Here is a 26,840-nt window from a genome sequence, read left to right as displayed (position 1 = left end):
AACATATTCAGGTTCAACACAACAAGGAGCCCCGCATGGAAATGCTTGAAGAGCACCGCTGTTTTGAAGGCTGGCAGCAACGCTGGCGTCACGACTCCGCCACGTTAAATTGCACCATGACCTTCAGTATTTTTCTTCCTCCCCCGCGCGATAACACTCCGCCTCCGGTGCTGTACTGGCTGTCGGGTCTGACATGCAATGATGAAAACTTCACGACTAAAGCCGGCGCACAACGCATCGCGGCTGAGCTTGGCATTGTACTGGTGATGCCGGACACCAGTCCGCGCGGCGAGCAGGTTGCCAATGATGATGGCTACGATTTAGGCCAGGGGGCGGGATTTTACCTCAATGCCACCCAACAGCCGTGGGCAACGCATTTTCGCATGTATGACTATCTGCGTGATGAGCTGCCGGCACTGATTCAATCGCAGTTTAACGTCAGCGATCGCTGCGCCATCAGTGGACACTCCATGGGCGGTCACGGCGCATTGATTATGGCGCTGAAAAATCCCGGGAAATACACCAGCATTTCCGCCTTTGCACCGATCGTAAATCCTTGCCGCGTTCCGTGGGGGGAGAAGGCTTTTAGCGCGTATCTGGGTGAAGATAAATCACAGTGGGCCGCGTGGGACAGCTGCGAGTTAATGTTGGCCAGCAAGCCCGCAGACGCGATTCCGACGCTTATTGATCAGGGAGACAGCGATCAGTTTCTCGCCGATCAGCTGCAACCCGCGGTACTAGCCGAAACGGCCCGTCAAACCGCATGGCCAATGACGCTACGCATCCAGCCAGGTTACGACCATAGCTATTACTTTATTGCGTCGTTTATTGAGGATCACCTGCGCTTCCACGCCCAGTATTTGTTGAAGTAACGCCTGAGTGAGGGCGCCAGCCCTCTTCATTTCTCCATCATTCCTTCACTTTTTCTCCTTTTTTCTTTCTCCACTATCCTATTGATTTAAAAGCATTACCCTCAAAACAAGATCAAACACAAATGATTTCGATTATCATTTGTGTTTACAAACATTCATACTTTTGTACAATCCATTCGCTTCTTTACTGAAAAGAGTCCTTAAAAGACAAATACATACAATTGTCATGGCCTTTCACATGACGCGCTGATCGTTACCCTAAATAATTCGAGTTGTATGAACGCGCGTAGCCACGCATCTGCAACTTGAAGTATGCCGGGTAAATTCATTTAAATGGAATGATACAAATGACTATACCTCACGTTAAGGCTGTAGCTGCCGCAGTATGCGTCGCCAGTCTCCCATCACTCGGGCATGCCGCTGAACAAGACACCGTGGTGGTTACCGCCACCGGCTTCGAGCAGAAAATTCAGGACGCCCCCGCTTCGATATCTGTTATTACCAAGCAGCAGATTGAGGACAAAGCCTATCGCGATGTTACCGATGCGCTAAAAGATGTCCCTGGCGTCGTCGTCACCGGCGGGGGTAGCAGCAGCGATATCAGTATTCGTGGTATGGCTTCGCAATACACGCTCTTCCTAGTCAACGGTAAACGCATCAGCACACGCGGCACACGTCCTAACAGCGACAACTCAGGTATTGAGCAAGGTTGGCTGCCGCCACTGGAATCCATCGAGCGTATCGAGGTAATCCGTGGCCCAATGTCATCTCTGTACGGCTCCGATGCGATGGGCGGCGTCATTAACGTCATCACCAAGAAAGTGTCGAATACCAAAGCCTGGACCGGCTCTCTGCACGGCGATGCCACTTTCCAGGAAGACAGAGACTCCGGCGATATTTATCAGACCAATGCCTATGCGTCTGGGCCCCTGATTGACGGATTACTCGGCGCGAAAGTGACCGGGTTATTCTCTCATCGGGCAGAGGACAAAATCCTCAATGGCTACAATGAACAGCGTATGCGTAACGGGGGCTTAACCCTGAACTTTACGCCAGATGATAAAAATGACATCGACTTCGATTACGCACGTGAACTGCAGGATCGCGACAGTACGCCAGGCAAATCCATGGCCGAGGAAAGCTGCCGCAACGGAAGCTGCAAGCCCAACAGTAAAAGCGAAAACAAGTATGTGCACACAACGTATTCACTAACCCACAGCGGTTATTACGACGACTTCAACTCCACCAGCTATGTCCAGCAGGAAGAGACCGAAAACCCAGGTCGCCAGATGAAGTCCTACAACACGATTTTCAATAACCAGAACCAGGTCTTCCTTGGGGCGCACACCCTGACGTTGGGCGGGCAATACCGTTATGAAAAACTGAGTGATAACGGCAACCAGCTGCAAGCTGCTGATGGACTGAACAAACTGACCCGCTGGAGCTGGGCGCTGTTTGCTGAAGATGAGTGGGCCGTTACCGATACCTTCACGCTGACTGGCGGTCTGCGTATGGATAAAGATGAAAACTACGGCGACAACTGGACGCCGCGCGGTTATGGCGTATGGCATCTGAGCGATCAATGGACCTTAAAAGGCGGCGTTTCAGCGGGCTATCGCGCACCGGACCTGCGCCAGTCGTCTGCCAGTTGGGGACAGGTCACCGGCGGCGGTAGACTGAACGGAATCATTGTCGGCAACCCGGACCTGAAGCCGGAGAAAAGCCTCAGCGAAGAGATCGGTTTACTGTGGGATAACGGCAACGATCTCAACGCGGGCGTCACGCTGTTCAATACTGACTTCAAAGACAAAATTACCGAAGTGCGCCGCTGTAACAGCAGCTCCGATCCGGCCTGTACCATCGGCAATACCCACTATGACTTCGTCAGCGATCGCGTTAACGTCGATAAAGCCAATATGCGCGGCGTAGAATCCACTTTCGGCTGGAAGATGACTTCCGACATCAACTGGACGGCGAACTACACTTACACGGAATCTGAACAGAAAAGCGGTCAGTTCTCCGGTCAGCCATTGAACAAAATGCCAAAGCATATGTTCAACACCACGCTGGACTGGCAGGCCACGCAGGATCTCGGTTTCTGGAGCCGTCTGAATCTGCGCGGGAAAACGTCTGAATACCTGAGCCGTACCTCCATGGCGCAGGGCACCCCGTCCTATACTCAGGTCGATGTTGGTTTGCGCTACTATGCTAACAAAGATCTGCTGATGACCGCTGGCGTGTATAACGTGCTGGATAAGCAAATCGATTACGATACCTACGACACTGTTCTCGATGGTCGTCGTTACACGGTTGGCCTGACTTACAGCTTCTAAGCCTGGCGCAATAAAAAAAACCCGGCACTCATCATGCCGGGGTTTTTGTTATGCTTTTTATACTGTTATTTCTTCACGCGATCCGGGAATTTCATTTCGCTGTAGCGAACAAAATGAGTTCCTTTCGCCAGCTTATAGCCAAACCAGATAATCAGGAACAGCGGGATACCGATATAGGTTGCCATCACGCCGCCCCAGTCAATGCTATCTTTCAGGAACGCTTCGTAGTTCTGGCCCAGAGTGATAATCAGGCACAGCACAAAGGCGAAGATCGGACCCAGCGGGAAGAAGCCAGAACGGTACGGCAGATCCTTAACATCGTGACCCTGCAACACATAACCGCGACGGAAACGATAGTGGCTAATAGCGATCCCCAGCCAGGCGATAAAGCCCGTCATCCCGGAGGTGTTCAGCAGCCAGAGGTACACGGTCTGGTTACCAAACATCGAGGTCAGGAAACACAGCCCCGCCACCACGGTCGTCGCATACAGCGCGTTACGCGGTACGCCGCCACGAGACAGTTTGCCGAAAATACGCGGCGCTTTACCGTCGCATGCCAGGGTGTAAAGCATACGCGTGGAGGCATACATCCCGGAGTTACCCGCTGACAGTACCGCCGTCAGGATAACCGCGTTCATTACTGCTGCGGCTGACAGCAGACCCGCATGCTGGAATACCAACGTGAACGGGCTAACGCTGATGTCTTTCACATCGTTGCGCAGCAGGCTCGGATCGGTGTACGGGATAATCAGGCTGATAATCAAAATCGCGAACACATAGAACAGCAGGATTCGCCAAAACACCTGACGCACCGCACGTGGAATGTTCTTTTCAGGATCTTCAGATTCGCCTGCCGCGATACCGATCAGCTCTGTTCCCTGGAAGGAGAAGCCGACGATCATCGCCACGCCAATCATAGCGGCAAAACCCCCGGCAAACGGAGCATCACCGGTCGTCCAGTTGCTCCAGCCCACCGGCTGAGTGCCTTTGAAGATACCGAAAATCATCATCACGCCAACCACGATGAAGATAATTACAGTGGTAACTTTGATCAGCGAGAACCAGTATTCCGCTTCACCAAATCCGCGAACGGAAATGTAGTTCAGCAGGAAGATAACGCCGAGGAACAGTGCGCTCCAGATCCAGCCCGGCGTGTCCGGGAACCACCAGCTCATCACCAGTTGTGCGGCCACCAGGTCAACGGCAATCGTTACCGCCCAGTTGTACCAGTAGTTCCAGCCCAGCGCGAAGCCAAAGCCTTCTTCTACGTAGTTTTGACCGTAAGTGGAGAACGAGCCGGAAACCGGCATATAGGCAGCCAGTTCACCGAGGCTGGTCATCAGGAAGTACACCATCAGACCGATCAGGATATAAGAGAACAACGCGCCGCCAGGACCCGCCGCAGAAATAGTTGCACCAGATGCAACGAAAAGACCTGTACCGATGGAGCCTCCAATGGCAATCATCGTCAGGTGACGCGCCTTCAGTTCACGACGTAGCGTGGGCGCTTCTGTGGTTTTAGTTTCGGAAACCATGTGAAAATGCTATCCATCCAAAAAATGAGGCGCGATTGTAGCAGACGAAATGGCATTCTTCCGGCACAAATGCGCTGTTATAAGAGACCTTCATGACTGGCCGCGGATTATAAGTAAAGCAGAAAACGGGCGGCACAAGGCGGTTAAGACGTAACAGCCATTATGGATAGGGTGGCCTGACGAGAGTTAGCGCGCTATTCGCCCTACTCAACCTGGTCGCTGTAATATAAAAAACGCGTAATGGCATTGGAGATATGTTTTTGCCGGTGATGAACGCGCCAGAGAGTGCGCACTAAACGCGGTAGTGGCACGGTAACTTCGCTCAGCGTCCCTGCCTGTAACTGCTCCGCAATGACCCGACGCGACAAACAGCTGATCCCGAGACCATGGCGCACCGCATGCTTGATGGCCTCGGAGTTCCCCAACTCCATCGCCATCTGAAATCTTGGCAGATGAGACAACAGCAGGTAATCCACCAGTTCACGCGTCCCCGATCCTCGCTCACGCAGGATCCACGGCGAAGCAGCCAGCTGTTCCAGCGTAACGGGCCCCTTTGTGAGCGGTGACGACGGTGCGGCAAACACCACCAGTTCGTCCTCCAGCCACGGTTCAGAGATGATTTCCGTACTGTGACACGGCCCTTCTATCAGCCCGATGTCTACCCGAAAATCCAGCACCGCATTGATCACGTCCTGGCTGTTGCCCACGCTAAGTTCCAGCGGCAAATCGGGGAAATCCTGGCGATAACGGGCGATCATGGCGGGCAGAATATAATTACCGATGGTGCTACTGGCATAGACCCGAATGGCGCCATTATCTTTGCGAAAAAGCTGTTCGATTTCGGTCGTTTGCTCAAGTAACGCCAGCGCGCGCGGATAAAGCAAGCGTCCGTGTTCGTTAACCACCAGCCGTTTGCCGACACGGTCAAACAGTTGCACGCCAAGTTGCCCTTCCAGATCGGTAAGCGCCGCACTCACCGCCGACTGCGACAATGCCAGCATGACAGATGCCTGGGTCGTTGAGCCGCTTTTTAGTACCTCAGCAAACACTTCAAGTTGTCGCAGGGTGATATGCATAGTCGTTTTCCACCGGATAGCCGTTACTTATACCCTAAATAATTCGAGTTGCAGGAAGGCGGCAAGAGAGAGCATCCCCCGGAGCGTACTTAAGTACGTGACTGGGGTGAACGAGCGCAGCCAACGCACATGCAACTTGAAGTATGACGGGTATACCACTTATATAGATTAATTATAAATATATAATCAATTTTATTTTTAAACCACTTCGCCTTACTCTTTTACCCAGATAAAGGAGAAGGATATGACAGAACTCACCTTACAGACTCATCGTCGTACAGCGTGGCATTTTATTCCGGGGCTTGCCCTGAGTGCAGTTATCACTGGGGTCGCCTTATGGGGAGGATCCATTCCCGCCGTCGCAGGTGCCGGGTTCAGCGCCCTCACCTTAGCCATCTTATTGGGGATGATTCTCGGCAACACCGTCTATCCGCACATCTGGAAAAGCTGTGACGGCGGCGTGCTGTTCGCGAAACAACATTTATTACGTCTGGGGATTATCCTCTACGGTTTCCGCCTCACCTTCGCGCAAATTGCTGACGTCGGCGTCAGCGGTATCGTGATTGATGTGTTAACGCTAAGCAGTACCTTTATGATTGCCTGTTTCCTGGGGCAGAAAGTATTTGGTCTGGACCGTCACACCAGCTGGCTGATTGGCGCGGGTAGCAGCATTTGTGGTGCCGCCGCCGTGCTGGCAACCGAACCAGTGGTGAAAGCAGAAGCCAGTAAAGTGACCGTCGCTGTCGCCACCGTGGTTATCTTCGGTACTATCGCTATCTTCCTGTATCCGGCGATGTATCCGTTGCTTTCACACTGGTTTAGCCCAGAAACCTACGGCATTTACATTGGCTCCACCATGCATGAAGTTGCACAGGTTGTGGCTGCCGGGCACGCCATTAGCCCGGATGCGGAAAACGCCGCGGTTATTGCCAAAATGCTGCGCGTCATGATGCTGGCACCGTTCCTTATCCTCCTGGCCGCACGCGTTAAACAACTGTCTCCGGCCACGGGCGGTGAGAAGAGCAAAATAACCATTCCATGGTTTGCCATCCTGTTCATTGTGGTCGCAATTTTTAACTCGTTCCACCTGCTGCCACAGTCAGTAGTGAACATGCTGGTAACGCTGGACACCATTTTGCTGGCAATGGCGATGGCTGCCCTGGGGTTGACCACGCACGTTAGCGCGCTGAAAAAAGCCGGTGCCAAACCGTTACTGATGGCCCTGCTGCTATTTGTCTGGCTGATTGTGGGTGGCGGTGCGATTAACGTCGCTATCCACGCGCTGATGGCATAAACGATCACGACTCACCTCTATTAACCCGCTATACTCTCCCTTTTTGTATTTGAGTATGGCGGGTTAAATTTATGAAATATATCGGAGCGCACGTAAGCGCCGCTGGCGGTCTGGCTAACGCCGCTATTCGAGCCGCAGAAATCGAAGCGACCGCATTCGCCCTGTTCACCAAAAATCAGCGCCAGTGGCGTGCCGCGCCGCTGACCACCGAAATCATTGATGATTTTAAATCTGCCTGCGAGAAGTATCATTATACTGCCGCCCAGATCCTGCCTCACGACAGTTACCTGATTAACCTCGGTCATCCGGTTAGCGATGCGCTGGAAAAATCACGTGATGCGTTTATAGATGAAATGCAGCGCTGTGAACTGCTGGGCTTATCCTTGCTGAACTTTCACCCGGGCAGCCATTTGATGCAGATCCCGGAAGATGAGTGTCTGGCGCGCATTGCCGAATCCATCAACATCGCCCTTGCTCAGACCCAGGGCGTTACGGCAGTTATCGAAAATACCGCCGGACAAGGCAGCAACCTTGGATTTAAGTTTGAGCACCTTGCCGCCATTATCGACGGCGTCGAAGATAAGTCCCGCGTCGGCGTCTGTATTGATACCTGCCATGCCTTCGCGGCCGGTTACGATTTGCGCTCCGTCGAGGAATGCGAAAAGACGTTTACGGAATTTGAACGTATTGTCGGCTTCAGGTACCTACGCGGTATGCACCTGAACGACGCCAAGAGCGCATTTGGCAGTCGCGTTGACCGTCACCACAGCTTAGGTGAAGGCAATATTGGCCACGATGCCTTTCGTTGGATCATGCAGGACAATCGTTTTGACGGCATTCCGCTGGTGCTGGAAACGATTAATCCGGATATCTGGGCAGAAGAGATTGCCTGGCTGAAAGCCCAGCAAACAGAAAAAGCGGTGGCATAATCATGAACGACAGGGAAAAGCAGATCCTTAAGATCCTGCGTCGCAATCCGTTGATTCAGCAGAATGAAATCGCCGATATTTTGCAGATCAGCCGTTCACGCGTTGCTGCGCATATTATGGATTTGATGCGTAAAGGCATGATCAAAGGTAAAGGTTATATCCTTACCGAACAGGATTATTGCGTGGTTGTCGGGGCGATCAATATGGATATTCGTGGTGTTGCTGACATCCACTATCCTCAGGCTGCCTCTAACCCTGGTAGCATTCACTGCTCGGCAGGTGGCGTGGGACGCAACATCGCCCACAACCTGGCGCTGCTGGGCCGTGACGTCCACTTAATTTCCGCTGTTGGCAGTGATTTCTATGGCGAAACATTGCTGGAACAAACGCGTCAGGCCGGTGTTAACGTTTCCAGTTGCATACGCCTGCATGGACATAACACCTCAACTTACCTGTCGATCGCTAATCAGCAGGAAGAGACCGTACTGGCAATTAACGATACCCATATCCTGCAACAATTGACGCCGCAGTTACTGAACAGTTCGCGAGATTTGATCCGCCATTCCGGTGTCGTACTGGCAGATTGCAATCTGACTGCCGAAGCCATTGAGTGGGTCTTTACTATTGCTGATGATATTCCGGTATTCATTGACACCGTTTCAGAGTTTAAAGCGGCAAAAATGAAGACCTGGTTTACGCGTATTCATACGCTAAAACCAACGCAGAAAGAGCTGGCGATTTTGTGGGGTCAACCTATTCATTCAGATGCCGATCGCGTACTGGCCGTTAATAGTCTCCATCAGCAAGGGGTAAAACGAATCTTTGTTTGCCTGGAAGATGAATCCGTTTTTTGCAGCGAAAAGGACGGAGAACAGTTTTTACTGACGCCTCCTGAGCATACGGTTGTAGACAGTTTTGGCGCCGACGATGCTTTTATGGCGGGATTGCTGTACTGCTTTCTGGAAGGTAGTGAATTTCGTGAAAGCGCTCACTTTGCCATGGCCTGCGCGGCATTATCGCGAGCCAGCGTCAGCATCAATAACCCAACCCTCTCAGCAGATAACGCCTTGTATTTGCTACAAACTGCTTAAATGTAATGCCGGATGGCGCTACGCGTATCCGGCATTATTTTCGCTATGCCAGCCCGATAAAGAAACCGGCTATAGTGGCGCTCATCAGGTTTGACAGCGTTGCTGCTGCCAGCGCGCGCATGCCAAGCTGCGCGATTTCTGGGGCACGCTGTGGCGCTATCGCCGAAAATGCCCCGACGACAACGCCAATCGAACCAAAGTTAGCGAAACCGCACAGCGCAAACGAGATAATCGCAATGGTCTTCACATCCAGCGTTCCACCCGTTTGCAGATACGGCGAGAAGTTGAGATAAGCGACAAACTCATTAATCGCCAGCTTCTGTCCGATCAGGCTGCCTGCCAGCGTCGCATCGCTCCAGTCCACACCCATAATCCACGCCAGCGGGGCTAGCGCATAGCCAAAGATCCCTTCCAGAGTGGCGTGACCAAAGCCAAACCACCCACCAATTCCGCCAATAATGCCGTTAATCAGCGCGATAATGGCGACAAATGCCATTACGACCGTCGCCACGCCAGCGGCAATTTTCAGCCCGGTCATCGCTCCGCTCGCCGCTGCTTCGATGATGCTTTTCGGTGGCGTTTCAGTAAATGACAGGTTCTCAAAGGTGACGCGAGATTCTTCAGTTGCCGGACTCAGCATACGCGCGAACAAAATCCCGCCAGGGATTGCCATCAACGATGCCGCCAGCAAATAGTCAATCGGAACGCCCATTCCGGCGTAACCAATCATCATTGAGCCAGCAATCGAGGCCATCCCACTACAAATAGCGGTAAACAGCTCATTGCGATTCAGGCGGTCAATAAACGGCTTCACGATCGCCGGGATCTCGTTTTGCCCGAGGAAAATCGTCGTTACGGCGACAAATGACTCGATCTTACTGATGTTCAGCGCTTTCTGGAAAATACCGCCGAGGATGCGGATCAACAGCCCCATCACGCCAATGTAGTAGAGAAGACTGATCAGTGCGGTCACAAAAATGATGGCCGGTAGCACCCGAAAAGCAAAGATAAACCCGGCTCCGTCAAACAGCACATCCATTTTTGGCCCAACCAGGGAGCCAAAGATAAATGCGCTTCCCGCGTCACTGTATGACATCACCTTGTGGACACCGAGCGCAGCCTGTTCAACCAGCCATTTTCCCGGCGGGAAGTACAGCATAATGCCGCCGATTGCGATTTGCAGTACCAGTGCAGCCCCGACCGTGCGCAGACTTATACGTTTTTTATTTACTGACAGCAGAAACGCGATGGCCAGTAATACCACCATACCCACAACACTTCTCATTATATCCATAATGAAATTCCCTTCATGCCAGGAAACCCGGCGTTATCGCCAGGTTTTGGTAGGTTTGATATTCGCGGGCGACCGCATTCTGCCCGGGAAATTCTGTCAGACGAGGCGCTGATACTCCTTCGCAATTTCACAGGCCAGTACCGCATTGTTGAACACCAGCTGAATATTTGATTTCAGGCTGTCACCACCGGTCAGCTCTGCAACCCGCGCTAACAGGAACGGCGTACTCTCTTTGCCCACGACGCCCTGATCTTCCGCTTCTTTTACCGCCCGATCGATTGCCGCATTAATTTTCTCTTCAGCCATCGCAAACTGCTCTGGGATGGGGTTCGCAACAACCAGACCGCCGTCGAGACCCGTTTGCCATTTCACCGCCATGGCACGGGCAATCTCTTGCGCACTGTCCAGACGGATACTGACCTCAAACGGACTGGTACGGCAGAAAAATGCTGGCAACGCGTTGGTTTGATAACCAATTAACGGCACACCAAAGGTTTCTAAATATTCAGTAGTTAAGCCGAGATCAAGAATAGATTTCGCCCCGGCACAAATTACCGTGACATTGGTATGCGCCAGTTCTTGCAGATCCGCGGAAATATCAAAGGTATGTTCAGCACCACGATGAACCCCACCTATTCCCCCTGTCGCAAATACTTTAATTCCCGCCAGTGCGGCAATAATCATGGTTGAGGCAACCGTCGTTGCACCATTTTTTCCTGCCGCAACCACAAACGGCAAATCACGACGACTTACTTTCGTAACGCTATGACCTTCTCGCCCAAGCAGCTCAATTTCATCTTTGCTTAAACCAACTTTCATTATTCCGCCAATAATGGCAATGGTCGCAGGAACCGCACCGTGTTTACGAATAGTTTCTTCTACTTCAATCGCTGTCTGGGCATTCTGCGGAAATGGCATACCATGAGAAATAATGGTTGATTCAAGTGCAACAATCGGCTTCTTACTGTTTAATGCTTCCTGTACTTCTGGAGATATTTGTAATAATTCAGAGGAAAGAGTTAATTCAGACATTCTGTGTTCTCCACTAATGAGCTTACATTCGCAACAGACAAATCAGGGTTATTGGTATATTCACAGGCTAACGCCATTGATGAACAACCCTGCGCAAATCGAACCGAATCAATAAAGGGCATGCCGTCTACCCAGCAGGAAGCCAGTCCAGCCATCATTGCATCGCCAGCCCCGGTAACATTAATGACGTGAGTTTTAATCGGCAGCGACCAACCACGACTCCCCGCAATATCACTGTAATAAACACCGTCACCGCCCATGCTGAGCACCAGCCTATTTAAGCCGCGATCATGAAACCAGGCGGCGACTTTACCCACGTCATCACGCCCGGAAAGCGCAATACCGCTTAGCGTTTCGGCTTCAAGCCGGTTGGGTTTAAGAGTGTGAATTTGTCCAAGCCGCTCGCGAATTTTGACGCATTTCCATGCCGATACCGGGTCAACAAACACCGGAACCTCTCCGGCATTTTCCAGCACCCATGCCAGGGCATCTTCGCTGATATTGCAATCGGCGACGATGACTTTCGCCTGCCGAATAAAATCATGATGCTGTGATAAAAAATCTGCTGAAATATGTTCGGTAATACTCATATCATTAATGGCAACCAACATTTCACCGGTGTTATCAAGCAATGATAAATAACTGGACGTATTCTCTCCGGGAACGATAAGACACTTATCAACATGAACTCCGGATTGATTGGTTTGCGCCAATAACGATTGTCCATAAAAATCATTACCAACCGCCGTCAGTAACCATGAATTTTTCCCCAGCAGCGCGAGATTATGTGCAATGTTACGTCCAACTCCGCCGGGGGTGAATTTTATCTTTCCTGGATTCGAATCCGCATAATTTAGAGAAGCATGCGAATACCCAGCAACATCCATATTGGCCGAGCCAATAGTTACTATGTATTCCTTTTCACGCATAGCACGTCCCCTGGCAATTAACTTGCCACAAATGAGTTCGTTAAAAATAACCAACGCCACACATCAGGTTATTAGAGCACATGTCCACTATCAAACACATGTTCATAGTAAGCGTGTTTTTGACAAAGTAAATCCATATTCAAGATCTAAACTCAATAGATATGAACAGAATCACAATTTTTTATAGATACAGTCTGTAAAGGAAAGAGAAAATGAGAGGTAGTACACAATTCAAGCAGTCTAAAGAGTTTAACTCCTGCATAACCGGAGATTTTTCAGATGCGCCAGACGATCCGGTTCGTATCAACTGAGCGAAACAAGGTCCTCTGGCATATGGTTGTACAAAATCCGCCAGAAGTGCTCAGCCGTTTTATTCAACCGGGTATCCATTCGGTAAATATAAGCCTGAATAGGCACCATCAGTTCCGGCGTCTGCAGACAAACCAGCCGCTTTTCGCGCAGTTCGTTTACGATTGTCCACGCCGGCAGCCAGGCGATACCATGCCCATCCAATGCCATATTTTTTAATAACTCACTCATCGAAGACATAAACAGCGTACGGGCTGAAATGCCGCCTACTTCCGCCAGATGACGGTTTACCAATCTTCCCATGTAGGATGTGCTGGTATAGTTCAGAATCGGCGCCTGCGACTGATAGATATCAAACAACGCCTTACCCTGCGCATCAACTGCACACACGGGGTACAGTTCAGACTCAAAAACCTTCAAGCCGCAGAAAGGTGACTGCATTAAGTCTTCATCCCGAAAGGAGATAATAAAATCGCTTTTCCCCTCGCGCAGAGTATTCACCGCCTGAACAACATCAATAGCTTCAACGTGATAGACAAACTCCTCACCCCAGGCCGCCATTGAGTGCACCAATCTGGGCAACATCGTCAGCGACAGAGAATGTGCCGCCGCTATTTTGATATTGGGTACACCCAGTAAATTGTGGCCGCTTAGCTCATCCAGATTGCATTCCAGCTGTTGCAACAAACTACGGGTTTGCGAATGAAATAGCTTGCCCTCTTCCGTGAGTTGCAGTGGGCTCGTTGTGCGATCAAAAAGCAGCACACCCACGGCTGATTCGAGCGCCTTGATCCGCCGACTAAATGCCGGTTGGGATATGTTGCGCTCCTCAGCCGCCTGGGAAAAATGACGGCATGCCTCCAACGTCAAAAAGTCATATAACCATTTTGTCTCAATATTTTTCATGCTTATCACGCAGATATTTAAATATGCCTATTAGCCTTAAAGCATCATGCCTGAATAGTTCCGGAGATGACATTCATCATTAGCGCCTGGTGATTCGTTTTTTGCATCAAGGCTTCATTTTTAACATTAACATACTTCTCTCCCTATCGGTTACGACCGCTTGCCCGCCGCGTAACGCGTAGCCTCTGGCCGAATACCGGCCTGCTGAGGTTACACAATAAACCACAGTCATGCGGTTTTTGCATTGAACCATACATTATTGCATTTCTCCTCACGTCACACTGCTGTTAAACATTATCAGCAGACACAACCCGGCTCTGAATATTAATCATCGGTGAATTGAGGTATATATCGTGAAAGGTTTAATTGGCGTGCTTGGTGGTATGGGACCTGCTGCAACGGTCGATCTGTTTAATAAATTCGTCACTTTTACCGCTGCGCAACGTGACCAGGAACATATCCCCTTAATTATTTCATCTATTCCTGACATTCCTGACCGAACCGACGCGTTAATGCATCATGGTCATTCCCCACTTCCGGCAATGCGCGATTATATGCATAAACTCGAAGATGCTGGCGCCGAGTGTATTGTGATCCCCTGTAACACCGCCCACTTTTGGTTTAATGAATTAAAAGCGTGCTGCCATACAGAGCTGCTCAGTATCGTTGAAACGACCATCAATGAGGTTAAAAACTGCGGGAAATCGCAAATCGGATTACTCGCCACCAACGCCACTTTATACATGGGCCTCTATCAAAAAGGCATAGAATCTCTTGGGTTAACCTGCATCAGCCCTGACTCATCCAGTCAGGAAAAAGTGATGGAAAGCATCTATTGCTTAAAAGCTGGTGATGCTAAGCGGGCACAAACGCTGATGAATGAACAGGCTGAAGCACTCTTCTCACGCGGGGCACAAGTCATCGTGCTCGGATGTACTGAAGTTCCTGTCATTCTTGCTGAAGCAGTCAAAAAGTTACCTGAAAAATATATTGATTCAACCGGTTCGTTGGTTCGTGCCGGTATTAAATGGTACGAGAAACGCGTGGGTAAAAATCACCTTTTGGCACAATGAATGTCCATACCTGTTTAATTGTTGCATTAAATAAAAATCCATTTTAATTACAAATTACTCTCTGGCGGAGGCCATTATGATTTGGCTAGAAATTATCGTAGTGTTGGGCGCAATATTTTTCGGTATCCGCCTTGGCGGAATTGGTATTGGTTTATGCGGCGGGCTGGGGCTGGCTATTTTAACGCTGGGATTTGGGCTGCAAATTGGTTCGCCACCCGTTGACGTTATTCTCATTATTATGACGGTGGTGGTGGCGGCATCGGCGCTACAGGCCGCCGGAGGCATGGATTATCTGGTTCGCATTGCCGGTAATTTTATGCGCCGTAACCCTAAATATATCAATATTATTGCGCCGATTATCACCTGGTCGATGACGATTATGGCAGGAACAGGGTTCATCGTCTTTTCTACTCTGCCAGTGATTGCCGAAGTTGCCAAAGAGTCAGGTATTCGCCCTTCCCGTACGCTCGCAGGCTCCGTAGTCGCTTCGCAGGTGGCGATATCCGGTTCGCCGATCAGTGCCGCAATGGCCGCTATGCTGACTATTATGGAAGGCAACGGTATCAGCTTTATTCAGGTCATGGCGGTTTGTCTGCCTGCCTCATTTGTCGCCGCGATGGTCGCCGCTTTTATAGCCTCACGTCAGGGATGTGAGCTACAGGATGATGAAGTCTATCTGGAACGCCTGCAAAAAGGACTGGTGCGTAAATATGCAGGGCAAAACAGCACAACGCTAGGTGCCAGACTGTCAGTCGCCCTGTTTATGCTGGCAACGGTGGTCATCGTTATTCTTGCCGCATGCCCTCAATTGCGCCCTGGATTCGATGCAGGTAATGCAATGAATACCCGGGATATTATCATTATCTGCATGCTAGCTGCCGCGTGTCTGATGGTGGTGCTATGCAAAACATCAACAGACGCGATTGTCCTGACATCCACGTTTCGCGCGGGTATGAGTTCGTTGGCAGTGATTCTGGGGATTGTTACGCTGGGCACAACTTTCATTGATGCCCACTTAACGGAGATAAAGGATATCGCGGGCGATATCCTACGGGCTTATCCGATGCTGTTGGCGCTGGTGCTGTTTGGTACCTGCGCGCTTCTCTATTCGCAGGGAGCCACCACGCCGCTGATTATCCCTCTTGCCGTCGCGCTCGGCGTACCCACATGGGCCATTCTGGCTTCCTATGTCGCAGTGACCGGCGTGTTTGTTCTGCCAACTTATCCGACTTCGCTGGCGGCAATGGAGTTCGACACCACCGGGACAACGCGCGTGGGTAAGTATGTCTTAAACCATCCGTTTATGTTGCCAGGGCTTGGCGGGATCATTGCTGGCGTTGCCTTTGGTTTTATCATCGCGCCAATGATTGCCTGAACCGGTTTAACACTGCCAGGCAGATTTAATGGATAAAAAAAGGGGCAGAGAAATCTCTGCCCCGGATGTCAGCGTTAAATCAGGCCGCCTTTGCCACAACCTCTGCTTCCGGGCGTTTCAGCACCGCGTAGGAGAGACCGGCTACCAGCGTACCGGCAATAATGGCCAGCAGGTATCCAACCACCGGAGTGATTGCGCCAGGGATTAACAGCACGAACAGACCGCCGTGCGGCGCCATCAGCTTAGCCCCCACCGCCATAGAGATAGCCCCGGTAATCGCGCCGCCAACGATACAGCAAGGCAAAACGCGCATCGGGTCACGGGCAGCGAATGGGATAGCCCCTTCGGTAATAAAGCACAGGCCCAGTACCAGCGCAGCTTTACCGCCTTCCTGCTGCGCTTTGTCGAACTTACGACGCGCCACCAGCGTTGCCAGCCCCAGGGCCAGCGGAGGCACCATACCCGCCGCCATAATCGCCGCCATCGGCGCATAGGTTTGCGTACTAAGCAGGCCCACACCGAAAGCATACGCCGCTTTGTTAACCGGACCGCCCATATCGGTACACATCATGCCGCCCAGAATCGCTCCAAGCAGCACCGCGTTCGCGGTTCCCATGGTTTGCAGCCAGTGGGTCAGACCTTCCAGAATGCCCGCCACTGGTTTACCGATCAGGTAGATCATGGCCAGACCAACCACCAGGCTTGAGAGCAGCGGAATGATCAGGATCGGTTTCAGCGCTTCCATACTCTGCGGGAGTTTCAGCTTCGTGCTGATGAGCTTCGCCACATAACCGGCAAGGAAACCGGCAATAATCCCGCCAATAAAGCCGGAACCGGTGCTCACCGCCAGCATACCGCCGATAAGACCAGGCGTCAGACCCGGACGGTCAGCGATGGAAAACGCGATGTAGCCCGCCAGAACCGGCACCATCAGCGCGAAAGCTGAACCACCGCCAATCTGCATCAGCGCCGCCGCCAGCGTACCCTGCTCCTTGAACGCTTCGATACCAAAAGCGAATGAGAGTGCAATACACAGACCGCCAGCAACCACCATCGGCAGCATGTAGGATACGCCCGTCAGCAGGTGACGATACGCGCCAGCGCTCTCTTTCTTACCTTCAGTGGTTGCAGACTGCGCTTTGCCGGCTGGCTGGTACGGCGTTGCTTCTTCCAGCGCTTTATCCAGCTCCTGCTTCGTTTTCTTCAGCGCAAGGCCAGTAGAAGTACGGTACATTGGTTTTCCGGCAAACTTCGCCAGATCAACTTCAATGTCAGCCGCCACAATCACCAGATCCGCCTGAGCCACCTCTTCCGGCGTAATGGCATTGCCTGCGCCAACAGACCCACGGGTTTCAACCTTCACCCACCAGCCACGTTTTTTCGCTTCTGTTTCAATAGCTTCAGCGGCCATAAACGTATGGGCAACGCCAGTTGGACAAGCCGTCACCGCCACCACGCGTTTTGGACCACTACTGGCCACGGACGCTGTCGCAACCGGAGCGCTATAAGGTTTTGCGTGGCCTTTCGCTTCGCTGAGGAAAAGTTCAGGATGCGCAACCGCACGACCAATATCGCCCAGCCAGACTTTTTTGCCGTTCAGCGAACTGTCGGCAGGAAGCGTGTCGCCCAGAACAATTGCCAGTTCGGCATCATTAGGATTATCAATAATTTCCAGATGTGCTTTCTGCGCCGCCGCTCCAAGCAGGGTTTTCGCCATATAAGCGCGAGCCTGGCCGAGATTAGCGTCAATAATCAGCAGCGTTTTCATTATGCCTCTCCTGCTGTCAGTTAAACGGTTTTAAGTCGACACGCGCCATCATTGCGGCCAACTGAGGACGATCGGTAATGCCCACATTGCTTTGGCTTACCGCCAGGGCGGCAACAGCGGTTGCCAGACGCAGGGTGTGTTCACTGGATTCACGCATCAGCAGGCCGTAAATCAGGCCGCCAACCATTGAATCACCCGCGCCTACGGTGCTTACCACCTCGACTGACGGCGGTTTAGCAATCCACTCACCCGAAGCGTTAACCCACAGCGCACCTTCCGCGCCAAGTGAAATCACCACGTGAGCAATACCCTGCTCGCGCAACGCATGTGCAGCTTCAATCACATCTTTCATTTCTGGCAGCTTACGGCCAGCCCAGATTTCCAGTTCACGACGGTTTGGTTTTACCAGCCACGGCGCCGCTTTCAGACCGGCCACCAGTGCTTCACGACTACTATCAAAGATAATGCAAGGACACTGACTGCGCAGGCGCGTCATCCAGTCGGTGAATGCTTCCGGGCTAACGCCGGTCGGCAAACTGCCGCTGACGCACACCATGTCGAACTGGCCCAGCCAGCTCAGCGAGTCATTCACAAAGCGTTCCCAGTCAGCCGGGGTGACTTCAAAGCCGGAGAAATTGAAATCGGACACTTCGCCGTCTTTTTCGGTCAGCTTGACGTTGATACGCGTACGCCCCTGTACAACCTGAAAACGGTTGGCGATACCCAGCTCGCTGAACAACTGCTGAAAACCATCCTGGTTGTCTTTACCGAGGAAACCACCCACCGTTACATCGATACCTAAATCTTTCAAAACCTTAGCGACGTTAATCCCTTTCCCTGCCGCGTGCAGACCGGTCGTTTTAACCAGGTTCACTTCACCGCGTTCAATTTCCGGGCAGAAACCCACCAGATCGTAGGCTGGGTTAAGGGTGATAGTAGCAACACGTCTGCTCATTACGCGCCCTCCCCAAGACCCGCCGCGATGGCTTCGCCAATCGCTTTCAGCGCCTGTTCAGCATCTTCACCCTGGGCGGTAAAGCGCAGGTGATGTCCTTTCTTCACGCCTAATGCCACAACTTTCATCAGACTGCGTCCATTCGCCGGCTTGCCGGTTCCATCAAGATTTGTCACGGTAATTTCACTGTTAAATTGTTTAATCGTATTCACCAGCATGGTGCCCGGGCGGGCGTGTAAACCATGCTCATTGCGCACAATAAATTCGGCGCTCAGTACATCATCAGTTAAGGCATCATCGCTGGTCAGCAGCGCCAGCACCGTTGCCGCATCGGCTTTCAACAAACGGTCAGCTTTATTATTCAGCAGCAGATCGCCAAGGCGCTTCAGCACCGCAACCGGTTGTTCGTCATTCATGGCGACGGTCACCAGCAGGGCTGCAGCTTCACCTTGTACATCGAACGCTGTTGCTGCGCGGCTGACCGCAACGGCGCTGCGCACATTGCCTTCAGCACAGTCATTCAGCCAGATCCCCTGACCGAGATTCATCGGTTGCTCATTAATGGCTCTGGCCACAAAGGTGGCGTCAACCGCGCCGACCTCTTTCAGCCGTGCGGCGTTGAGCGCCTGCAGCGTGACCAGCGAGTTGGCAACGACGTCCAGCGACAGCGTTTCGTTATCAAGCTTCAGCTGTTCGCTTTGCTTTTCCCCCATCAGCAACGCGCGCAACTCTTCCGCCGTGGTCGCAGATTTCAGCTGTTCAGCAACGGAGTCATCGCTCAGCACATGCGTCAGCTGACGCAGTAAACCGAGGTGCTCATCAGAGCTGGCGGCGATGCCGATTGCCACATAAGCAACCTGCCCTTCACCCCAGATCACGCCCTGCGGAAACTGAAACACCTGCACGCCGGTTTTCAGCACCCGATCGCGCGTGTCCGTCGTACCGTGAGGAATAGCAATACCGTTGCCGAGGAACGTGGACGTCTGTTGTTCACGCGCCAGCATGCCATCGACGTAGCCTTCCGCTACGTTACCTGCCAGCACTAAGGCAGCGGCAACCTGGCGAATAGCCTCTTCTTTATTCCCGGCCTGTTCGCCCGGGTGAATATCCTGAACAGATAACTGGAACATGGTTCTCCTCTCCCGCTGATTTGAAACGATTCAGCTAACATGAGAAAAAAGGCGTCACCTGACTCCATCAGTTATGGCGAGATGACGCTGAAACGTTTCAAGAAGTCTTGCTCTTTTTTCTTCAGCACACAAGTAAAGTTCACAAATTACTTGCTGAATTTAGAGATAACGCACATTTTTTCCGCGGAGGAGAAAAAATTGCTGACGCAAAAACGGCGTCAGCCTGTCAGATTCAGCAGCGTCAGCAAACTGCTTTCTCTGACTGAAATGCTATTTTGATTTTTGATGCCGATTTTGATTTGGCTCCCTGTTTATTTTCTGACAAGCAGCGTAAACTCCGCGTCTCTTCACATTATTGATATCAAAACATGCACAACACCCCCGTAGCCGCCACACCCAAGGCGTTTGATTTAACGTCTTCGGCGTTCCTGCTTGTCGCATTTCTGACGGGTATCGCCGGTGCGTTGCAGACGCCAACCCTCAGCCTTTTTCTGACGGATGAAGTCCATGCCCGTCCCGGCATGGTCGGGTTCTTTTTTACCGGTAGCGCCGTAATCGGCATTTTGGTGAGTCAGTTTCTGGCCGGACGTTCAGATAAAAAAGGCGATCGCAAAAACCTGATTGTGTTTTGCTGCGTGCTGGGGATGCTGGCCTGCGTGCTGTTCGCCTGGAACCGTAACTATTTTATTCTGCTATTTGTCGGGGTATTCCTCAGCAGCTTCGGTTCGACCGCCAACCCGCAAATGTTTGCTCTCGCCCGCGAGCACGCCGACCGTACGGGTCGGGAAGCCGTCATGTTCAGCTCGATATTACGTGCGCAGGTTTCGCTGGCCTGGGTGATTGGCCCGCCGCTGGCCTACGCGCTGGCCATGGGGTTTAGCTTTACGGTGATGTACCTCAGCGCGGCGGTGGCGTTTGTTGTCTGCGGCGTAATGGTCTGGCTGTTCTTACCCTCGATGAGTAAAAACGTGCCTCTCGCGACAGGCGCGGTAGAAGCCCCGCGCCGCAATCGACGCGACACGCTGCTACTGTTTGTTATCTGCACGTTAATGTGGGGGACTAACAGTCTCTATATCATTAATATGCCGTTGTTTATTATCAACGAACTGCATCTGCCGGAAAAGCTGGCGGGCATCATGATGGGAACTGCCGCGGGGTTGGAAATCCCAACCATGTTGATTGCCGGATACTTCGCGAAGCGTCTGGGCAAACGCCTGTTGATGAGAATCGCCGTTGTCGCCGGATTTTTCTTTTATGCCGGCATGCTGTTGGCCCACTCTCCGGCGATATTGCTTGGCTTACAGCTGCTGAACGCGATTTACATCGGCATCCTCGGCGGGATTGGCATGCTCTATTTCCAGGATCTGATGCCGGGACAAGCGGGTTCAGCCACAACTCTCTATACAAATACCATTCGCGTGGGCTGGATTATTGCCGGATCGTTGGTGGGTATTGCCGCTGAAATCTGGAACTATCACGCGGTATTCTGGTTTGCGCTGGTGATGATCGTCGCCACCGTCGCGTGCCTGACGCGCATCAAAGACGTTTAAGGTGCGGTCAGCGCCTCGAGCTCGATGAGATAGACCATGGCCTGGTGCGTCGTCTGTCCGCACATTTCCGCACTGGGCTGTAAACCGGCGCACACTTTTGGCCGCAGAGGCGAAGCAAAAATTTTACAGCGCAGGGATTCATCCAGCTGAACGCATGGTGTATTAGCGGGCTTGCCATCAGGCATGCCGGGGATGGGACTGGAAATTGAAGGCGCGGTGCAACATGCACCACAATCCGGACGGCATTCCATACAGTACTCTCTTTATCGTAAACCATCGGATTGTGCAGGAAGCGCACAGTAACACCTTTTTTGCACCAGCAAAAGCATCAATTCCGCTTGCCTGAATGCCCCGGCGCGAGTAGTTTTACGCGATATTTTAGACACTCCTCATTACAGGATTTTTTCGATGCCAAGAGCGAACGAAATTAAAAAAGGTATGGTACTGAATTACAACGGCAAACTGCTGATTGTAAAAGATATTGATATTCAATCACCAACCGCACGTGGCGCCGCCACGCTGTACAAAATGCGTTTTTCTGATGTTCGTACCGGTCTGAAAGTTGAAGAGCGCTTCAAAGGCGATGACATCGTTGATACCGTCACCCTGAGCCGTCGTGGCGTTGATTTCTCCTATGTCGATGGCAACGAATACGTCTTCATGGATAAAGAAGACTATACCCCGTATACCTTCACCAAAGACCAGATCGAAGAAGAATTGCTGTTCATCCCGGAAGGCGGAATGCCGGATATGCAGGTACTGACCTGGGACGGTCAGTTGCTGGCGCTTGAACTGCCGCAAACGGTAGACCTGGAAATCGTTGAAACGGCACCGGGCATTAAAGGCGCGTCAGCAAGTGCGCGTAACAAACCAGCGACCATGAGCACCGGTCTGGTTATCCTGGTTCCTGAATATCTGAGTGCAGGTGAAAAAATCCGTATTCATATCGAAGAACGTCGCTATATGGGCCGCGCAGACTAACTTTTCTGCTGCGACACCGGCGAAAAGGGACAGCATTTGCTGTCCCTTTGTTTCTTTTCAGCCCTGGCTGCTGAGGTAAAAATCATCCACCAACAGAGATTCCAGATACAGCTCATCCTCACGCATAAAATGCGTTATGACGTTAACCGCCTGAGGATAAACCCCCTCTTCGTCCCGGTGTAAACAACTTTCCCGTAGCAGGGGTGCCCAGCACATAATGTGATGATGCAAAAAGTAATATTGCGCCGATAACGTCTCCTTTTTGGTAACCATTCTCGCCATCAGTGCCAGCTGTACAGCAATATGGTCGGCAGGCTCGTTGTCCTGCGGGGTCAGCCCATACTCGACTAACAGCACATTCATTTCCTTGCGTTCATCAGGCGCGGTCGTATGCGGATAATGCCCCGCATAGGGAGAAACGCCGCCGGGAGGTGCCAGCAAAAACAACGAGGCATAGTCCGCCGCCAGCTCCAGCTGTCGGCTTTCCCGGCGCAGCGCCCGAACGAGACTACGTTCCAGGTTTTTGACATCAACGGATAACCCAGGGATAGCCGTCAACGACGCCAGCCACTTTCGGCTTTCCCCACTTTCCAGGCGGATGAGTTGCTCCTCGTCCAGCTCGCGGAACAGCAGTTGCGAAAACCACTGGTACACCGCCGCCCGCTGTCGATGAATATGATTATGCTGCACTTGCCCCCTCCTCTTTCACAACCTCCGGCCCGCCGAAGCCTGTGACCTGCGGGGCATTCTCCTGGTACCGCTCCACCTCGACCAGCACCGTATGCGCCGAAGGCCCCTGCGCCAGTTGTGATGTACAGATATCCGCACTCAGCACATTCGGATCGCCATAAGTGCATAATGTGCCCGCTTTCCCGCCTTCCTGCGGCGAATACCACGCGCCTTCATGAATCCGGACGACGCCAGGCGCGTAATCCGGGCTGATCACCACCCCGGCCAGCACCTGGCCTCTGGCGTTAAACACGCGCGCAATATCCCCGGCTTTCAGGCCACGTGCGCGGGCATCCGACTCGCTCATGTACAGCGGCTCTCTTCCTGCCACCGCATAGGTGTTACGAAACGCCTCGCTTGAGCACAGCTGGGAGTGCAGACGTTTATCCGGATGGCAGGACTGCAGATGCAGCGGATATTTATCTGTTTTGCTGCCATGGGTACGCTCAAAGGGTTCCATCCACACCGGATGCCCCGGGCAGTCATCGTAGGCAAAGCCCGCGATGGTTTTGCTGTAAATTTCAATCAGACCAGAGGGTGTTCCTAACGGGTTGATATCCGGCTGTTCGCGAAATTCTCCGTGACGCACCCACGGCTTCCCGGCAGGATATTCAATGTATCCTTCGCCCTGCCAGAAGCTCTCGAAGTTCGGCATACTCACGCCAAGGGACGCTCCCGTTTTCGCGCCCTCATCATAAATGGCTTTTATCCACTGCATTTCATCCCGCTTTTCGCGGTATGTCTCTTCCTGACCAAAGCGTTTGCACAGACCGGCAAAGACATCAAAGTCATGTCGCGCTTCAAACTGCGGTTTAACCACCTGATGTATCGCCATCAGCCCTTTATTCGAGTGTGTACCGAACTGCTCAATGTCATTACGCTCAAAGCGCGTGGTCACAGGCAGGACGATATCGGCAAAACGACAGGATGCTGTCCACTGATGATCCAGAACGACCACGGTTTCCAGCTTCTTCCACGCTTCGATCATGCGGTTACGATCCTGCTGCGCATGGAACGGATTGGCGGCGCTGAAAATCGCCATTTTGATATCAGGGAAAGTTAATGTTTCACCGTTGAAAGCGATCTTTTTGCCTGGCGCCAGCAGACAATCGATCATTCGCGAGGTAGGAATATGCTCTGAAGCGCCGCGGAAATCCGCTTTGTATTTCGCGGCCGGGGGATTGTTGATGCTCCCGAGGCCGGACAGGACGGGACCGGCAGAGGTGACCGTCCCGCCGCCGTTATAGTGCCAGCCAAACCCTACTCCGCCGCCCGGCAAGCCAATTTGGCCAACCATGCTGGCCAGCACCACCAGCATCCACGGATACTGCTCGCCATGGTGCATACGCTGCACGCACCAGCCGCCCATAAACTGTGTCCGGCCTTTGACCAGCAGGCGGGCGAAGTCGCGGATCTGCTCCGCCGTCAGACCGCAGATTTCCGCCGCCCATTCGGCGTTTTTCGGCTGCTTGTCGCTTTCCCCAAGCAGATACGGCAAGAACTGTTCAAAGCCCACGGTATAATCGTTAATGAACGCCACGTCATACAGTTTTTCTTCGTACAGGGTATGCGCCAGCGCCAGCAATAACGCGACATCCGTTTGCGGTCGCAGCGCCAACTGCTCACAGCCAAGATAGTTTTGCGACTTGCTACGCACCGGATCAACGCTGATAACGCGCATCTTACCCTGCGCAACCGCTTCTTTAATCTGCTGCCAATAGCCAAACGCATCGTGATCGGGAACCAGGAACTCGATCTGCAGATTCTTGATAGGATCGCAGCCCCACAGCACGATGGTTTGGGTATTTTCGATAACCATCGGGAGTGACGTTTGCTGCTCATAAACTTCCAGCGAACCAATCACATGCGGCAAAATCACCTGCGCTGCGGCTGCCGAGTAGTCGCCGACGGTCGTTACATAGCTACCGTGCAAGCCGAGTCCCCGATCCATCGCGCCGCCGGCCTTATGAAATTTGCCAACAATTTGCCAGTCCGCCAGCCCGGTAAAGACACCAGAAGATCCGTAGGTCTTTTGTACCCGCTCCAGCTCTTCATAAACCAGATCCAACGCCTGATCCCAGCTCACACGGACAAAGCGATTATCGCCGCGCTGGTTGCGATCTGACTTTTCACGCTTGCGCAGCCAGTCCAGCCGCACCATCGGGTAGCGCACGCGCGATGGGTTGTAGACCACTTCACGCACCGCATTTAGCATATCGCAGGGGTATTTGTCATGTTTGAAGGGGCGGGTATCGACCCATTCACCGTTCACGACTTTGGCTTCAAAAGCGCCAAAGTGCGAGCCAGACTGGATCCATTGCTCCGGGTTTTCACCCGCTGCCCAGACCTTTGAGATCAGTGGATTTGGCCCTAAAGCGCTGACGGCACCGACTGCCAGCATTCCGCTTAAAAACCGTCGACGTGACGGATTAAAATCATGAATATCCATAAATTATCCTTTTGAATTGTTAGGTTGAGGTATATCGCTGGCGTGAGTCTGGAGATATTTCAACAACGTACGGTCTTCCACCGGATTAAGCCGGTAGTAGGTGGACATGGATTTCAGTCCGGCGATCCAGCCATTCGCGGAATAACGGGTCGGCGGCGGCGTGCTGTGGCAAGCGCTACAGGTGGATTGCAACATCTGATCGGCGTATTGCCAGAGGGGGTCAATATTGTCGGTAAAACCCTCCGCCGAACTCCAGGCCATCACGCTGACCTGCTGCCACTCCTGATGTGACTCCGGATCAACCTGTGTTTGCTCAACCTTCACATTGCTCATCAGCGAGGCATCTAATACGGCAGCAAAAACGCGTTTACCCATATACTGGGTAATCACCCGTCCACGTCCTTTGCTTTCCCGCCAGCCGGTCAGCTCTATCTGAACGTTTTTTCCTTCTCTTTTCAGCACACGCACTTGCGTTGCCGGGTACAGCATGGCTTTACCTGCCGGGCTCTCTGCTGTCACAGTCAGTGATTTTTCGCCTAACGAATACAGCGTCGTCGCCGTGGGTAACTGCTCTCCCTGACGCTGCAACTGCTTGTAACGATCGCGAAAACCGCTGCTCATATCGGGTTTGTGATGGGCAATGCCTTTGTGACAATCGATACAGTTACTGTCTTTTGCCGCCGCCGCGGTCATTTGCGCCGCTGCATTTGCCGATTGCTTACCGTGATCCATCGCCTCGTAGCTATGGCAGGATTTACACACCGCTGAATTATTCGCGCTCATGCGCGCCCATTCTCGCTGGGCCAACTCCGCCCGCTTTGCGGCAAATTTTTCCGGGGTATCGATCGAAGGAGAGATAAAGGTGTGGTAGAGGTCGTTTAAGGCTTGCGTTTTACGAACCAGCGTTGGGACGATGCCTGGCGGAATATGACAATCCTTACACTCCGCACGCACACCAGAAGCATTGCGAAAATGCATGCTGGTTTTATACTCCTCGCCAGATATGCGCATCGAGTGACACGATAAACAAAACTCGGTAGAACTGGTGTAATGAACGCCTTGCCACGTTCCCCAAATAGCCAGGGCCATTGCTACCGCCCCGGCGAATGCGCACCATAGTGCGTTTTTTCTTATCCACGACATGCTTGCCTCCATTTTTTTAATAGCGACACGCTAAGGGATAATAAAAATCAAAAATAGAGACAGCGAAGGCAGATTATAGGAACAGCA

22 protein-coding genes are annotated in these 26,840 nt (G+C 52.3%); 9 read left to right on the top strand and 13 right to left on the bottom strand.

The features are described 5' to 3' along the window. The first annotated feature begins 35 nt into the window (after positions 1-35). Positions 36-872: an S-formylglutathione hydrolase gene (gene fghA, locus O6D90_RS08045; protein WP_016153722.1), complete on the top strand. Its 837-nt coding sequence runs from the start codon at positions 36-38 to the stop codon at positions 870-872. Positions 873-1,219: 347 nt separating this feature from the next. Then, entirely contained in the window at positions 1,220-3,205 is a 1,986-nt protein-coding gene (locus tag O6D90_RS08040; RefSeq protein WP_016156980.1) for a ligand-gated channel protein, read from the top strand. Positions 3,206-3,270: 65 nt separating this feature from the next. Here the strand turns inward: O6D90_RS08040 and lysP are convergent, their stop codons facing one another. Both lysP and yieE read right to left on the bottom strand, forming a co-directional pair. Further along, positions 3,271-4,740: a lysine-specific permease gene (gene lysP, locus O6D90_RS08035; RefSeq protein ID WP_016153724.1), complete on the bottom strand. Its 1,470-nt coding sequence runs from the start codon at positions 4,738-4,740 to the stop codon at positions 3,271-3,273. A gap of 203 nt (positions 4,741-4,943) precedes the next feature. After that, positions 4,944-5,816, bottom strand: a complete 873-nt coding sequence (yieE, locus tag O6D90_RS08030; RefSeq protein ID WP_016153725.1) for a DNA-binding transcriptional regulator YeiE — start codon at positions 5,814-5,816, stop codon at positions 4,944-4,946. A 244-nt stretch (positions 5,817-6,060) separates the two neighbouring features. Between yieE and O6D90_RS08025 the strand changes: the two genes are divergently transcribed. The 3 genes from O6D90_RS08025 to O6D90_RS08015 all read left to right on the top strand — a co-directional run bounded on the left by O6D90_RS08025 (position 6,061) and on the right by O6D90_RS08015 (position 9,130). Then, the gene (locus O6D90_RS08025) at positions 6,061-7,110 is read left to right on the top strand and encodes a YeiH family protein (RefSeq protein WP_016153726.1); all 1,050 of its coding nucleotides are present in this window, start codon (positions 6,061-6,063) and stop codon (positions 7,108-7,110) included. 71 nt (positions 7,111-7,181) lie between these two features. Continuing rightward, entirely contained in the window at positions 7,182-8,039 is an 858-nt protein-coding gene (nfo, locus tag O6D90_RS08020; protein WP_016156981.1) for a deoxyribonuclease IV, read from the top strand. Between the two features lie 2 nt (positions 8,040-8,041). After that, entirely contained in the window at positions 8,042-9,130 is a 1,089-nt protein-coding gene (locus tag O6D90_RS08015; RefSeq protein WP_016156982.1) for a sugar kinase, read from the top strand. Between the two features lie 43 nt (positions 9,131-9,173). On the opposite strand, the gene O6D90_RS08010 is transcribed toward O6D90_RS08015, so the two are convergent. From O6D90_RS08010 to hypT, 4 genes are all read right to left on the bottom strand, one after another. Then, positions 9,174-10,424, bottom strand: coding sequence for a NupC/NupG family nucleoside CNT transporter (locus O6D90_RS08010; protein WP_003027431.1), 1,251 nt, complete (start codon positions 10,422-10,424; stop codon positions 9,174-9,176). A gap of 96 nt (positions 10,425-10,520) precedes the next feature. Beyond that, complete coding sequence (locus tag O6D90_RS08005) at positions 10,521-11,456, bottom strand: pseudouridine-5'-phosphate glycosidase (RefSeq protein ID WP_016156984.1); 936 nt, start codon at positions 11,454-11,456, stop codon at positions 10,521-10,523. Next, complete coding sequence (locus O6D90_RS08000) at positions 11,444-12,385, bottom strand: pseudouridine kinase (protein ID WP_016153731.1); 942 nt, start codon at positions 12,383-12,385, stop codon at positions 11,444-11,446. Before O6D90_RS08000 ends, O6D90_RS08005 begins: the two co-directional genes overlap by 13 nt. Before the next feature lie 303 nt (positions 12,386-12,688). Beyond that, entirely contained in the window at positions 12,689-13,600 is a 912-nt protein-coding gene (hypT, locus tag O6D90_RS07995) for a hypochlorite stress DNA-binding transcriptional regulator HypT (protein ID WP_016153733.1), read from the bottom strand. Between the two features lie 353 nt (positions 13,601-13,953). Between hypT and O6D90_RS07990 the strand changes: the two genes are divergently transcribed. Both O6D90_RS07990 and O6D90_RS07985 read left to right on the top strand, forming a co-directional pair. Further along, the gene (locus O6D90_RS07990) at positions 13,954-14,673 is read left to right on the top strand and encodes an aspartate/glutamate racemase family protein (RefSeq protein ID WP_016156986.1); all 720 of its coding nucleotides are present in this window, start codon (positions 13,954-13,956) and stop codon (positions 14,671-14,673) included. Between the two features lie 76 nt (positions 14,674-14,749). Continuing rightward, positions 14,750-16,048, top strand: coding sequence for an anaerobic C4-dicarboxylate transporter (locus tag O6D90_RS07985; RefSeq protein WP_016156987.1), 1,299 nt, complete (start codon positions 14,750-14,752; stop codon positions 16,046-16,048). Between the two features lie 79 nt (positions 16,049-16,127). Here the strand turns inward: O6D90_RS07985 and fruA are convergent, their stop codons facing one another. Genes fruA through fruB form a run of 3 tightly spaced genes read right to left on the bottom strand, consistent with a single transcriptional unit; the run spans position 16,128 to position 19,901 of the window. After that, a complete protein-coding gene (gene fruA, locus O6D90_RS07980) occupies positions 16,128-17,816 on the bottom strand; it encodes a PTS fructose transporter subunit IIBC (RefSeq protein WP_016153736.1) in 1,689 nt (562 codons plus the stop codon). A gap of 16 nt (positions 17,817-17,832) precedes the next feature. Beyond that, complete coding sequence (fruK, locus tag O6D90_RS07975) at positions 17,833-18,771, bottom strand: 1-phosphofructokinase (RefSeq protein ID WP_003834544.1); 939 nt, start codon at positions 18,769-18,771, stop codon at positions 17,833-17,835. Beyond that, positions 18,771-19,901 (bottom strand): fused PTS fructose transporter subunit IIA/HPr protein, encoded by a 1,131-nt coding sequence (gene fruB, locus O6D90_RS07970; protein ID WP_016156988.1) that lies wholly within the window; start codon positions 19,899-19,901, stop codon positions 18,771-18,773. Before fruB ends, fruK begins: the two co-directional genes overlap by 1 nt. A 368-nt stretch (positions 19,902-20,269) precedes the next feature. Between fruB and setB the strand changes: the two genes are divergently transcribed. Continuing rightward, on the top strand, positions 20,270-21,451 hold the full coding sequence (gene setB / locus O6D90_RS07965) for a sugar efflux transporter SetB (RefSeq protein WP_016156989.1): 1,182 nt from the start codon (positions 20,270-20,272) through the stop codon (positions 21,449-21,451). Here the strand turns inward: setB and O6D90_RS07960 are convergent. Next, complete coding sequence (locus O6D90_RS07960; RefSeq protein ID WP_016153739.1) at positions 21,448-21,702, bottom strand: YkgJ family cysteine cluster protein; 255 nt, start codon at positions 21,700-21,702, stop codon at positions 21,448-21,450. The genes setB and O6D90_RS07960 overlap by 4 nt on opposite strands. Positions 21,703-21,859: 157 nt before the next feature. On the opposite strand from O6D90_RS07960, the gene yeiP reads away from it, so the two are divergent. Continuing rightward, positions 21,860-22,432, top strand: coding sequence for an elongation factor P-like protein YeiP (gene yeiP, locus O6D90_RS07955; RefSeq protein WP_016153740.1), 573 nt, complete (start codon positions 21,860-21,862; stop codon positions 22,430-22,432). Positions 22,433-22,489: 57 nt separating this feature from the next. On the opposite strand, the gene torD is transcribed toward yeiP, so the two are convergent. The 3 genes from torD to torC are packed head-to-tail and all read right to left on the bottom strand — an operon-like array spanning position 22,490 to position 26,753. Next, entirely contained in the window at positions 22,490-23,122 is a 633-nt protein-coding gene (gene torD / locus O6D90_RS07950; RefSeq protein ID WP_016156990.1) for a molecular chaperone TorD, read from the bottom strand. Continuing rightward, positions 23,112-25,610 (bottom strand): trimethylamine-N-oxide reductase TorA, encoded by a 2,499-nt coding sequence (gene torA, locus O6D90_RS07945; protein WP_016156991.1) that lies wholly within the window; start codon positions 25,608-25,610, stop codon positions 23,112-23,114. Before torA ends, torD begins: the two co-directional genes overlap by 11 nt. 3 nt (positions 25,611-25,613) lie before the next feature. After that, positions 25,614-26,753, bottom strand: coding sequence for a pentaheme c-type cytochrome TorC (gene torC / locus O6D90_RS07940; protein ID WP_016156992.1), 1,140 nt, complete (start codon positions 26,751-26,753; stop codon positions 25,614-25,616). Positions 26,754-26,840 lie beyond the last annotated feature (87 nt).

This window comes from Citrobacter sp. 21OH12SH02A-Citro (genome assembly GCF_027919895.1).
GTDB classification, from domain to species: Bacteria; Pseudomonadota; Gammaproteobacteria; order Enterobacterales; family Enterobacteriaceae; genus Citrobacter; species Citrobacter braakii.
The sequence above is the reverse complement of the archived record's forward strand: the minus strand, read 5'-3'. Positions and strand labels throughout refer to the sequence as shown.